The organism is Rhodococcus sp. NJ-530, from assembly GCF_003860625.1.
Lineage (GTDB): Bacteria > Actinomycetota > Actinomycetes > Mycobacteriales > Mycobacteriaceae > Rhodococcus_F > Rhodococcus_F qingshengii.
In genome coordinates this window covers 3,826,376-3,837,771 of sequence record NZ_CP034152.1, presented here as the reverse complement: position 1 = coordinate 3,837,771, position 11,396 = coordinate 3,826,376, and the positions used below count along the sequence as shown (strand labels likewise).

12 protein-coding genes and 1 pseudogene are annotated in these 11,396 nt (G+C 62.4%); 8 read left to right on the top strand and 5 right to left on the bottom strand.

Annotation, left to right across the window (positions count from 1 at the left end; genetic code table 11):
* Positions 1–6 precede the first annotated feature (6 nt).
* A complete protein-coding gene (locus EHW12_RS17895; RefSeq protein WP_007735449.1) occupies positions 7–867 on the bottom strand; it encodes a fused MFS/spermidine synthase in 861 nt (286 codons plus the stop codon).
* A gap of 165 nt (positions 868–1,032) precedes the next feature.
* On the opposite strand from EHW12_RS17895, the gene EHW12_RS17890 reads away from it, so the two are divergent.
* The 4 genes from EHW12_RS17890 to EHW12_RS17875 all read left to right on the top strand — a co-directional run bounded on the left by EHW12_RS17890 (position 1,033) and on the right by EHW12_RS17875 (position 4,802).
* Positions 1,033–2,160: an NDMA-dependent alcohol dehydrogenase gene (locus EHW12_RS17890; protein WP_003941634.1), complete on the top strand. Its 1,128-nt coding sequence runs from the start codon at positions 1,033–1,035 to the stop codon at positions 2,158–2,160.
* 188 nt (positions 2,161–2,348) lie between these two features.
* Positions 2,349–3,170, top strand: a complete 822-nt coding sequence (locus EHW12_RS17885; RefSeq protein WP_003941629.1) for an alpha/beta hydrolase — start codon at positions 2,349–2,351, stop codon at positions 3,168–3,170.
* A 60-nt stretch (positions 3,171–3,230) separates the two neighbouring features.
* Entirely contained in the window at positions 3,231–4,262 is a 1,032-nt protein-coding gene (locus EHW12_RS17880; protein ID WP_007735448.1) for a cupin domain-containing protein, read from the top strand.
* An 18-nt stretch (positions 4,263–4,280) separates the two neighbouring features.
* Positions 4,281–4,802, top strand: a complete 522-nt coding sequence (locus EHW12_RS17875; RefSeq protein ID WP_042445775.1) for a hypothetical protein — start codon at positions 4,281–4,283, stop codon at positions 4,800–4,802.
* Between the two features lie 48 nt (positions 4,803–4,850).
* Here the strand turns inward: EHW12_RS17875 and EHW12_RS17870 are convergent, their stop codons facing one another.
* The gene (locus tag EHW12_RS17870; protein WP_003941581.1) at positions 4,851–5,537 is read right to left on the bottom strand and encodes a GntR family transcriptional regulator; all 687 of its coding nucleotides are present in this window, start codon (positions 5,535–5,537) and stop codon (positions 4,851–4,853) included.
* A 128-nt stretch (positions 5,538–5,665) separates the two neighbouring features.
* On the opposite strand from EHW12_RS17870, the gene EHW12_RS17865 reads away from it, so the two are divergent.
* The 3 genes from EHW12_RS17865 to EHW12_RS17855 are packed head-to-tail and all read left to right on the top strand — an operon-like array spanning position 5,666 to position 8,584.
* Positions 5,666–6,586, top strand: coding sequence for a rhodanese-like domain-containing protein (locus EHW12_RS17865; protein ID WP_073512201.1), 921 nt, complete (start codon positions 5,666–5,668; stop codon positions 6,584–6,586).
* A gap of 43 nt (positions 6,587–6,629) precedes the next feature.
* Positions 6,630–7,475, top strand: coding sequence for a hydroxyethylthiazole kinase (gene thiM, locus EHW12_RS17860; RefSeq protein ID WP_125051380.1), 846 nt, complete (start codon positions 6,630–6,632; stop codon positions 7,473–7,475).
* A complete protein-coding gene (locus tag EHW12_RS17855; RefSeq protein WP_007735443.1) occupies positions 7,475–8,584 on the top strand; it encodes an LLM class flavin-dependent oxidoreductase in 1,110 nt (369 codons plus the stop codon). Before thiM ends, EHW12_RS17855 begins: the two co-directional genes overlap by 1 nt.
* On the opposite strand, the gene EHW12_RS17850 is transcribed toward EHW12_RS17855, so the two are convergent.
* Positions 8,577–8,927 (bottom strand): inorganic pyrophosphatase, encoded by a 351-nt coding sequence (locus tag EHW12_RS17850; protein ID WP_125051378.1) that lies wholly within the window; start codon positions 8,925–8,927, stop codon positions 8,577–8,579. The genes EHW12_RS17855 and EHW12_RS17850 overlap by 8 nt on opposite strands.
* Before the next feature lie 2 nt (positions 8,928–8,929).
* Entirely contained in the window at positions 8,930–9,709 is a 780-nt protein-coding gene (locus EHW12_RS17845; protein ID WP_223304497.1) for an AraC family transcriptional regulator, read from the bottom strand.
* Between the two features lie 56 nt (positions 9,710–9,765).
* Between EHW12_RS17845 and EHW12_RS17840 the strand changes: the two are divergent.
* Positions 9,766–10,157, top strand: a pseudogene (locus EHW12_RS17840) (VOC family protein).
* A gap of 72 nt (positions 10,158–10,229) precedes the next feature.
* Here EHW12_RS17840 and EHW12_RS17835 read toward each other — a convergent pair.
* Entirely contained in the window at positions 10,230–11,273 is a 1,044-nt protein-coding gene (locus tag EHW12_RS17835; protein WP_206434748.1) for an alpha/beta hydrolase family protein, read from the bottom strand.
* Positions 11,274–11,396 lie beyond the last annotated feature (123 nt).

Sequence of the window (11,396 nt, the reverse complement as noted above, 5' to 3'; positions counted from 1 at the left end):
TTTTGCTCAGTCTTGGCGAACCGGCGCATTCGCGGCGAACTTGCGGACTTCGGCGTCCTGCCACACGTGGGCGGGAACTCCGCCGCCGAGTAGCTCGCGCGCGAGCGCGGGTTGCCCGCCGATCGGTACGTCGCTGCCCGCGATGATCATGTTGCCGTAGCGGCGGCCCTTGAGCATCGCGGGATCGGCGATGATCGCCATGTGTTCGAACTGTGCGCCGATGGTTGCGGCTTCACTGCGCGCGCCCTGGAGATCCGGGGTGTCGCCGCAGTTGACGATGTAGATGCCGCCCGGTGCGAGCACGCGTCGTACGTGGGTGGTGAATTGCGCCGTCGTCAGTGGTGTCGGAGTTGTGCTGCCGGCGAAGACATCTCGAATCACGATGTCCCGGGTGGACTCGGTGAGAGTTTCGGTGACGGCGCGGGCTTCTCCGACGCGGATGCGCAGAAGAGGCGCGCGCGGGAGGTCGAACCAATCGCGTACGAGTTCCGCCAGAGCACCGTCGATTTCGACCACCACTTGACGCGCGTCAGGGTAGGTGGCGGCGAAGTATCTGGCCATGGAGCAGGCGCCACCGCCGAGATGAAGCACCCGCAGGCGCTCGGCCTTGTCACGTTCGGAATCGACCAGATGAGCGATCCACCGCATGTACTCGAAATCGAGCACCGTGGGATCCGCGACGTTCACGTGGGAACTGGGCACTCCGTTGATCTGGATGATCCAGCTGTCGTCGGAGTACTGATCGCGGACTAGTTCGCACGTCCCGGTATCGATCGGAAAAGTGCCGGCGACGGGACCGGACTCGCCTCGCTCGGGAGTACTGCTGCGAGTTCTGGTCTTGCGAGTTCCCTTGGCCACTGTGTCCATGTTAGCCGTGCGCCTTTTTGGTAGTGCCCACTACCAAAAAGGCACACGGACCGACGGTATTCTCGGGCTACTTCAGGCACACTCGTACACAGAGTGTGATCGGTAACACAATGCCGGCGCGTTCTTTCGTCGTCCGTGCATCACGAAGAATTTCGAGGAGTGCAGGTGAAGGTCAAGGCAGCGGTAGTCAAGGCGCCAGGTCAGGCGTGGGAGATCGAAGAGGTCGAGCTGGGGGACCCGGTCTCGGGTGAGGTGCAGGTCCGACTCGCCGCATCGGGGCTGTGCCATTCGGACGAACATTTGCGTACGGGCGCCAGCCCGCTGCCCTTCTACCCGGCCCTGGGCGGGCACGAAGGCGCCGGAGTGGTGACGAAGGTCGGACCGGGTGTCGCGAGCGTCGAAGAAGGCGACCACGTGGTTCTCGCCTTCATCCCGGCGTGCGGACGTTGTCCGTCTTGCGCGAAGGGTCTGCAGAACATCTGCGACGAGGGAGCCGGCCTGTTGACCGGGCAGGCGATCTCCGACAAGACGTACCGCGTCACCCTCGACGACGAGCCGGTCATCCAGATGTGCCTGCTCGGAACATTTTCGCCGTACGTGACCGTCAACGAGGCGTCGGTGATCAAGATCGAGAAGGACATCCCGCTCGACAAGGCGGCCTTGCTCGGCTGCGGTGTTGCCACCGGTTGGGGATCGGCCACCGCGATCGGTGGAGCCAAGGTCGGCGACACGGTGGTGGTCGTCGGCGTCGGCGGCGTCGGAATCAACTCGGTGCAGGGTGCGGCGTCCGCCGGAGCACGATTTGTGATCGCGATCGATCCCGTCGAGTTCAAGCGCGACAAGGCAAAGGAATTCGGCGCCACACACACTTTTGCCTCCCTCGAGGAAGCGCTACCGGTGATCGGCGAGATCACCTGGGGCAAGATGGCCGACGTCACCGTGATCACCGTGGGCGAGATTCACGGCGACATCATTCAGCCCGCGCTCAGCGCGACGGGCAAGGGTGGCCAGGTCGTGGTCGTCGGAATGGGGCATTACGCAGATTCGCAGGTGACGCTCAGCCTCTTCGAGCTGACCCTTCTGCAGAAGCGTTTGCAGGGAGCCATCTTCGGCGGGGTAGGGCCACGGTCCCAGATTCCCAAGTTGCTCGATCACTACCGAAGCGGCGCACTCAAACTCGACGAGTTGGTGACCAAGACTTACAAGCTCGAGGAGATCAACGAGGGGTACGCCGACATGCTCGAAGGAAAGAATCTGCGCGGGATGATCGTCTACACGGAGGACGATTACTGATCGTTTCCCTTTGACTGAAGGCTCCGGCCCGGCACGACGCTTCGTGGTGTCGGGCCGGAGTCTTCTGCCCCCACGCACATTTCTGTCGATCGATGAGTCGACTGCCCCCGTAGTGGGCACTCGCAGAGTGAGGAAACCGGGCACCGTGTCCGGATCTCAGTCCACGACTCGACAGAGAAGAGCAGAGCATGCCCTACATCACCACCTCAGACGGAACCGAGATCTACTACACCGAGCACGGCGTCGGCCGGCCGATCGTCCTCAGCCACGGGTGGCCGCTGAGTTCTGACGCGTGGCAGGTCGAGATGAAGTTGTTCGCCGACGCCGGGTACCGGACTATCGCGCACGATCGTCGAGGACACGGTCGCTCGTCGAAGACGTACACCGGCAACGACATGGATACATATGCCAAGGACCTGGCTGAGCTGATCGACACACTCGACCTGAAAGACCTGGTCCTGGTTGGCCATTCGACCGGCGGCGGGGAAGTGGTCCGGTACGCGGCGCAGCACGGCAAAGGGCGCGTGGCCAAGGTGATCACCGCCGGCGCCGTACCGCCGATCATGGTCAAGTCGGACGGCAACCCCGAAGGCACACCGATCGAGGTCTTCGACGGCATCCGTGAGGGAGTTCTGCGAGACCGATCGCAGTTCTACAAGGATCTCAGCGAGAGCTTTTACGGCGCGAACCGCGAAGGTGCCGACGTCTCGCAAGGGGCGAAGGACGACTTCTGGCGGCAAGGTATGTTGGTCAACCTCGCCGCGGCCTACGACTGCGTCAAGGCATTCTCGGAGACGGACCAGACCTCCGATCTCGAAGCCATCGACGTTCCGTTCCTCATCGCTCAGGGCGACGACGATCAGATCGTGCCGATCGGCGCAGCGGCCGAGAAGGCGATCAAGCTGGTGAAGAAGGGCACGCTGAAGGTGTATCCGGGCGCACCTCACGGTATCTACGGCTCATATCAGAAGACACTGGACCAGGACATTCTCGCGTTCATCGAGGACTGACGTCAGCGAGGCGGAAGGGAGCGGAGTCGAAAGGACCAGAGTGGGAAGGATAAAATTGCCATGTCTACACACGTTGCCTCACTACGCAATGGCCCCAGTGTCTTCGAGAACGAACTCGGGTCGATCTCGCAGCTCGACACGAGTTCGTTGCCGATCCTGTCCGGTCTGTCGATCAAACGAATTGTTCTCGGTCCCGGCGCGATCCGTGAACCACAATGGAACGTCAACGCGAACCAGATCGCCTACGTCACCAGCGGAACCGTGCTCGTCTCGATGTTGGGCAATGCTGACGAGTTCGCCAGTTTCGTGGTGCGAGCGGGGCAGATGTATCACGTCGAATCCGGCGCGATTTATCACATCGAGAATGTCGGAGAGGAGGAGGCGGAGATCATCGCCGCCCTGCGTACTTCTCTGCCGCAGCACTTTTCGTTGCAGAGTAGCGTCAGCGCAATGTCGAACGCGGTGCTCGGCAATACGTACGATCTCGCCGCATCGGCCTTCGACGTCTTCGGTAGAGCCGATGCGTCCCAGATAGTTCGGCGGGACGGCGCCGCCGTCGTTCCCGATACCGCCGGCCTTCCCAACGCGCATCTCTTCGATCTCGAAGGCCAGATCGCGCCTCTCGCATATCCGTACGGACAGGCGAAAGTGGCGCGAAAGCAGTATTGGGCGGCGCTGGAGGATCTTTCGATGTACTCGTTGACTATTCGCGAGAGTGGAATGCGTGAGCCACACTGGCATCCCGTCACTGCCGAAATGGGATACGTGCATCGTGGTCACGGGCGGATGACGGTCCTCGATCCGGACGGTTCGCTCGACACCTACCTGCTGGAGCCCGGTCAGGTGTATTTCGTTCCGCGTGCCTATCCCCATCATATCGAGGTTCTAGGCGACGAGGACATCAATTTCCTCATCTTCTTCGACCAGCCGACACCGGGCGACATAGGCTACCGTGCAACGGCTTCCGCGTTCTCGCGCAGCGTTCTCTCGGCCTCGTTCGGCGTTCCGGAGCGGGAGCTGCCGCACTTCCCTTTCACTCCGATCGATCCGCTCATCGTCTCGCGGATCAATCCGATCGACCGCCAGCACTGACCGGCAAGGACGCCCATCATGGCCACCACGCTCACCGTGACCGATCACGGGACGATGCTCGACTTCACGTACGAGGACGCCCTCCGCTATCACGGTCCGCAGGCCCCGGGCGGCGTGGCGCATGCCTACAAGGTTCTCGAGCGCGCTCTCGGTGTGCTCGGCGGGGAAGGCTCCGTCGAGCGTCGCGAGCTGGTCGTCACCACCGCACACGGCGGACCAGGAGTGCGCGATGCGTTCGAGTTGGTCACGCGCGCGGTGACCGAAGGGCGGTACACCGTTGACAGTTCCTTGGCCAGGCGTGAACGTGGAAATACGCTCGCGCTGTATGTATTTCGGATCACCTATCGCGGCGCGAGCGTCACGCTGACTGTTCGGGAGGGGTTCGTCGTCGACGAGTTCATTACTCTGTCCCGTAAGTCCGACCGGACGGCCGAAGACGAGTCACGGCTGACAGAGCTCAAGCAGGAGATGGCGGATCGAGTGATGTCGAGCCCGGCCGAGAGCGTGTACGACGTCGACACCGGCACGCTCCCCGTCTGAGCGACGGCGGCGCAGGCGTCAGTGTGCAGAACTCGGGGCTGTCTGAAGTCAGCGGCTGGCGAACATCCTTATTCGTTGGTCGCGGCTGCGCTCGAGATGGTTGCGCATGTGACCACGTGCGGACGATTCGTCCCGGGCGCGGATGGCGTTCAGGATCTCTTGATGCTCCGAATTGAGCAGGTCAGGTTCGCCGTAGTTCGACGGCGGGCCGCTGTCGTAGATTCGCAATTGGGTGGTGAGGCGGATCAGCAATGAGGTGATCGTGGAATTGTGGGCGGCCTGCCAGAGGGCCTCGTGAAACTTGAAGTTTCCGGCACGAACCTCGGTGCCTTCTGTTGCAGTGCAGCAGAACTCGTGCAATCCGTCCAGGCGGGCAAGGTCGAGATCGCTGTGGCGGAGTGCGGCGGCGCCGGCGGCTTCCGATTCGAGGGCAACCCGCGCTGCGTAGATTTCGATGACGTCCTCGGGTGTGCCGGAACGGACACGAAAACCGCGGGCGGCTCGTTCGAGTAGACCGTCGTGCGCGAGCCAGTTGAGTGCCTCGCGGATCGGGGTACGCGATGCGCCGTACGATTCGCACAATTGAGTCTCGTGCAGCGGAGAGCCCTGGGGGAACTTGCCGGCCAGGATGTCGGCTCGCAGGCGCAGGTACTGCCGCGAGGTCTGATCGGACCGGCCCAGCGCAGCCTCCGGCACCAGCAGATCGGTGGTGCTCGTATCGGCGTCGAGATCCATGTGTCCTCATTCCTGTGCATGCAAGTAGAGCGCGTTCGATTATGCCATCGGCGACGAGTGAGTACTTGCGTATACGCTAGTACTCATTTAGGTTCGTGCTTGTTCGTTTCCGAGGGAGAGGGTCCGAAGTGGCTGGAGAGACCGCGTCGCCGCTGGTGAGTGCTGCTGAACTCGACGCGATGCTGCGCGAGGGAGGCGTCGCTGTGCTCGACGCGACGGTTCATTTTCCTCCCGCGCGATTCGACGGCGACTATCGCCCGGAGTCCGGGTACGACGGCTGGGTTTCCTCGCACATCCCGGGTTCCCGACACGTCGACCTCATGGACGTCTTTTCCGAAAGGGAAGCGGCGCTGCATTTCACACGCCCGTCAACGGAGCAGTTGATGTCCGATCTCCAATCCAGTGGTATCGAACCGGGTGCGACAATCGTGATCTACGACCAGGGTTCGACCACTTGGGCATCACGGCTCTGGTGGGTGTTTCGCAACGCCGGCATCGAAGCAAGGGTCCTCGACGGTGGCCTCGCCGAATGGACTCGATGCGGCTTCGCCCTCGCGAGCGGCGACGACGTCACCCACACGTCGGCGTCGAAGCGTTGGAGTGTGACGGACCTTGGCCTGTGGGTCGATCTACCTCGCGTTGCCTCACTGTCCGCAGGAGAAGAAGCCGGAACGCTGGTGTGCGCGCTGGCGCCTGAGCAGTACGAGGGGACGGAGAAGACGCGATATTCGCGACGCGGACATATTCCGTCAAGTGTGAATCTGTCTGCGAAGGGTCTTCTCGACGCCGATGCCCGGATGCTTCCGGCGGACGATGTTCGGTCGAAATCTGCTGACGTTCTACCACCCGTCGCTGAACCTGTCGTGATCTATTGCGGCGGTGGAGTTTCGGCGTGCCTGACAGCACTCGCACTGATCCGCGGCGGCTATGAGGACGTCAAGGTCTACGACGGTTCGTTGGAGGAATGGACTGCAGATCCGACTTTGCCGATGGTTGTCGGCGGTGAGCCCGGCGGCGCGCTTGCGGATGTTCGATGTCCGCGGTCCTGAATCGCCGCAGTCCTCAATTACCTCCCGTTCTGAAGGAATTCTCATGTCTGACACTGTCTCTGTCGAAACCGTCGCGTCGGCGATCGACGCACTCCGCGATCAGGTACCGCTCGTCCAGTCGCTGACCAACATCGTTTCTGCGAACTTCTTGACCAATGTTCTGCTCGCCGCCGGCGCAAGCAACGCTCACATCGACAACGTCCACGAAGCGGGTGGGTTCGCTGCCGTCGCCGGGGGAGTGCTCGTCAACCTCGGAACGCCGGACGACGGGACAGCCGAAGCTTTCCTGATAGCAGCAGAAGCGGCCCGAACTGCCGGTACGCCATGGGTTTTGGATCCCGTCGGTGTCGGCGGACTACCCTGGCGGAGCGGTATCGCTGTGGATCTGCTGCGCTTTCACCCCAGCGCCATCCGCGGGAACGCATCGGAGATCATCGCTCTGGCCGGACTCGGCGGTGACACCCGCGGCGTCGACAGTGCCTCCGATTCCGCCGACGCGGTGCCCGCCGCTCTGTCACTCTTGAAGCATGCGGATGCCGTGTCGGCATCCGGACCGGTCGACTACATCGTCGGCCGCGATGCGGGCGGTGACACCCAGGGCATCCGAGTCTCCGGTGGCAGCGCGCTGTTGCCGCGCGTGACCAGTACCGGTTGCTCTCTGGGCGGTCTTGTCGCCGCCTACCTCGCCGTCACGTCGACCGCGCTGGACGGATTGGTTGCCGCGCACACGCATGTTGCCGTGGCATCGGAGATCGCCGAGGAAAATGCCTCGGGCCCCGGTTCTTTCGCGGTCGCATACCTCGACGCGCTCTGCAGCGTGAATGCGGACACCATCCGTTCGCGTGCCCGAATTGAATCGTTCGACCTGCCGGCTGGAGTGCAGAACTGATGGGCATCAAGACATTCTGGTATCTCACCCAGGCAGACGGGGACTACCCGTGGAGCCCCGGTGGGCTGTTCCCCGTGGACGGGGCCAGGCAGATCGAGCTCGCGAAGACCATCGACGACGGCGGATTCGAAGGTGCGCTTGTTGCCACCTGGCCGAACGATCCGTTCATCTCGGCGACGTGGGCGGCAGCGCACACCACGCGCATGAAGTTCCTCGTCGCCGTCTACGCGAACATGACGCCGGCGCGACTGCTGGCGGAGAAGGCATTGACTTTCGACGCCTTCAGCGGCGGCCGACTGTTGATCAACTCGGTCAACGGACGCGAGAACATCCTGACCAAGTACGACATGAACGTGCCCCACGACGAGCGTTACGAGTTGGGGGAGCAGTACTGGGCGGACTTCCGCCGCATCTACGCCGAAGGCACGGAGTCGAACTTTCCCAACACACCACTGCGTATCGATGCGCCCGCTGGGCATCAGGTTCCGCTGTGGGGTACCGGTGATTCGCCTGCAGGCCTGGCGAATTCAGGCAAGGTGCTCGACACCTACTTGGCGATGCTGCGCGAGACTTCGTTCATCGAAGACAAATTCTCTGCCGCACGGGCGGCGGCGGAGGCAGCCGGGCGCGAGTTCACCGACTTCGGTGCGCTCACCGGTGTGATCGTTCGCCCCACCAAGGCGCAGGCGCACGACCGGTTCCGTTCGTTGTTCGAGAAGACGGGCGTCGAGCAGATCGCTCATGTCTTGGACAACGCAGTGCGTCGTCGTACTCAGGGGAAGCAAGACCTCAAGACCTTCACCGCCCGCGACGCTCAGCGGCAGGGTTGGGCGGACAAGATTGCCTCCGGCCGACTTCCGGAACCGGAGGAGTTGTACGTCGGTGACGGGCTGTACGCGGGTATCACGGCGTGGTCACCCCTCGACATCTTCGGCACCGGGTCATCGGCGGTGTATTACGTCGGCGATCCGGATTCGATCACGGACTCGGTACGCACGCTTCGCAGCCGAACCGGTTTGACTGCACTGATCCTGGCAGGTTGGCCGCTGATCGAGGAAGCGAAGTGGGTTGCGGAGCATCTTGTTCCGCGATTCGACGAACTCAGCTGACGGCGCGCCGCAAGACAGTGGCACCGAGACCTAGAACGTCACGGAGAAATAGTGTGGCAGTGTCGATTTCAGGCGCAGTACATTCGAGAAGGATCTTGACTTCCACGTCCTTCTTGACGATGTCGGCAACAACGGCCACGGCGACAACACCGTTGCCGACGGCCGAGCCTCGGAACAGATCGATCCCGTCGCCGTCCGCGCTGACCGTGCCGTCGAGATAGCCGTAGTCGAGCGGATAGATCGCATCGGGGTACCGCGGGTGTGCCGACCCTCGGGGGCGATCGATCACGACAGCTGACGTGGCAGCCAGGTGATCGAGGGCGGCGAACAGTTCTTCGCTCATCGTTACCGGTGCTCACGCAGTAGCTGAGTCGGTGTCAGACCTGCCAGTGCACGCGTATCGCGTGCGAGGTGGGCTTGGTCGGCGTAGCCGGCGCGACCGGCCAGCGACGACAGCGTGAGTTTTGCGCCGCGGCTGAGAGTCAACACGTCCTGCATTCGTTGCACCTTCTGAATCAGTTTGGGGGACAGCCCGACCGCTGACGTGATCGATCGTCTGAAATGACGTTCGGAAACACCGAGGTCTGCAGCAATCTCTCGTATCGGCGTGGAAGGGGAGGAGATGAGCGCGGAGTAACCACGCTCGATTCCGTGGTCGGGTTCCAGTCCGCGCCACAACTGGCCCAGTAGGTGAGCGTCGACTGCCTCGTGGCTCAGGGCGTCGGCAAGTACCCGCGCTTGTCTGGAAGTGAGGATGTCGTCGAAGGCGATCTTCGAATCCTGCACCGCGTCGGCAGCTGTGCCGAGCAGGCTCCGCAGAGCCGGTGGATTGATCCGGATGCCCCACATGGTTGTACCGGCGGCGACCGAAACCAGATCGGCACCGGTGGCAGGTCCGACGAGCCACGACTTTCCGGTGCTGTCGACGATGAAGTCGGCGCAGAGATCGGGAAGAATCCGCTTTGCTTCCGTGGGCGTATGGGCTTCGCTGGTGCTTTTCCACGTGCAACTGAACAGGCCGGCCGAACCGGTGATCCGAGTCTCGACATAGGTGTGGCCGTTTTGTTCAAGACTCGACGCTACCGTCCGACTACCGTCAAGAGCGAGGGTGTCAGTGCCGGTCATCAGATCATCGTCACACACTCGCCGATCACTTCTCGACCCGAAACAGGAGAAATACCGTGTCCGTCTCTCCGAGACTCGATCTCGTCGGAATCGTCACCAACGATCTCGCGCGTTCCCTCGCGTTCTACCGAACCCTCGGGCTCGACATTCCGGAAACACCCGCTGACGCTCCACACGTGGAGTTCACTTTCGACGGTGGGCTTCGGCTGGCCTGGGACGCGCTGTCCACCATCACGAGCTTCGATCCGGACTTCGCTGTCGGGGAAGGTCGACACCCCGTCGCTTTGGCCTTCGATTTCGGGACACCCGCTGCAGTCGACGAGGCGTATCAGCGCATCACAGCCGACTTCCCCGGACATAAAGAGCCATTTGATGCCGTGTGGGGCAGCGTTACGCCGTCCTTCTCGATCCCGACGGCAATACCGTGGATCTCTTTGCCGCGCTCTGAATTCGAACGACGCAGGCCCCGAACGAATATCGGTCGGGGCCTGCGGTTGTCGGTGATCGAGTCGTTGTCAGTTCACCAAGCGTTCAGGGTGTCGAGGATCTGGCCTCGGGCCTTCCACAGTTCTGCACCCCAGTACGGCCACGAATGAGTGCCGTTGGCCGGGAAGCTGTACGTTGCCGGAATTCCCAGGGAGTTCATGCGCAGTTGGAATGCCCGTGAGTTCATCAAGGCAAGGGCCTCGAGCCCGATGGCACTACCGGTATTCACGAAGTCGACGGGCCGACGCGGTTGATCGAACTGCCCGGGCAGGCCGCTCGCAGCGGATATGTACAGCGAGAGCCCAGCCAGTTCGGGTGCAAACACGAAGGGATCGTTGCGGAGCCAAGCGGGGTTCCACGGCGGTCCCCACATTGCATCGACATTGAAGGACCCGGCGCTGACCATGGCCACCCGGATCGCCTCACGCATGCCTGGAGCTGAGATGTTGAGGTATCCCGAGAGCGAACCGGCGAACTTGAACTGATCGCGGTGGTAGGCGGCTAGCGTCAGTGCCGCGCTGCCACCCATGGACAGTCCGAGCACGCCGTTGTTGGTTCGGGAGACGCCGCGCGATTCCAGATAGGCGGGAAGTTCCTGGGTGAGGAAGGTTTCCCATTTGTACGTGACCGGCTGGCGATTCAAATTGCTGCTCGCATACCAGTCGGAGTAAAAGCTGGACTGCCCGCCGACCGGCATGACCAGGGTGACGTTGTCGCCGCGATACTGCTCGAGAGCGTTGGTCTCGAAACTCCATGCGTTTCGGTCGTCGCGTGCTCGTAGGCCATCGAGAAGATAGAGCGCCGCGTTGCCGCCGCGCGAAGCCCACTGGATCTGAACCTTGATCGGTCCCATCGACGAGTCGACGAACACTTCCTCGTAGCCACCGGCCGGGGCGGTACGCGCGGGCGCTGCGGTCGCTACCGATCCGCTGATCAGGCCTGCGGTCAGGGGGAGTGCGAGTGCTGTCGCGGCGAGGCCCAGGATCCGACGCTTGATTCGTTTCGAAATACGGTTTCTCGAAAGATCCGGGTTCGAAATATCTGGGTTCTTCGCCAAATCTGTGTGAGCCTCGTGCATGTATCACTCCCGCCCCAAAGGTGCTTGCACACCGAAATCCGACCGAGCCCCCCGAGGCGCGGAATTCCTTATGACACTAAGTGGTCTGTATTGACCTCGACGGCACCGTTACCGGTTCGTTAT

Bases quoted from the DNA above. Each gene is read 5' to 3' on its own strand.
- EHW12_RS17895 (WP_007735449.1), bottom strand. From the start codon at position 867: ATGGACACAGTGGCCAAGGGAACTCGCAAGACCAGAACTCGCAGCAGT.
- EHW12_RS17885 (WP_003941629.1), top strand. From the start codon at position 2,349: ATGCCCTACATCACCACCTCAGACGGAACCGAGATCTACTACACCGAG.
- EHW12_RS17880 (WP_007735448.1), top strand. From the start codon at position 3,231: ATGTCTACACACGTTGCCTCACTACGCAATGGCCCCAGTGTCTTCGAG.
- EHW12_RS17875 (WP_042445775.1), top strand. From the start codon at position 4,281: ATGGCCACCACGCTCACCGTGACCGATCACGGGACGATGCTCGACTTC.
- EHW12_RS17870 (WP_003941581.1), bottom strand. From the start codon at position 5,537: ATGGATCTCGACGCCGATACGAGCACCACCGATCTGCTGGTGCCGGAG.
- thiM (WP_125051380.1), top strand. From the start codon at position 6,630: ATGTCTGACACTGTCTCTGTCGAAACCGTCGCGTCGGCGATCGACGCA.
- EHW12_RS17855 (WP_007735443.1), top strand. From the start codon at position 7,475: ATGGGCATCAAGACATTCTGGTATCTCACCCAGGCAGACGGGGACTAC.
- EHW12_RS17850 (WP_125051378.1), bottom strand. From the start codon at position 8,927: ATGAGCGAAGAACTGTTCGCCGCCCTCGATCACCTGGCTGCCACGTCA.
- EHW12_RS17845 (WP_223304497.1), bottom strand. From the start codon at position 9,709: ATGACCGGCACTGACACCCTCGCTCTTGACGGTAGTCGGACGGTAGCG.
- EHW12_RS17835 (WP_206434748.1), bottom strand. From the start codon at position 11,273: ATGCACGAGGCTCACACAGATTTGGCGAAGAACCCAGATATTTCGAAC.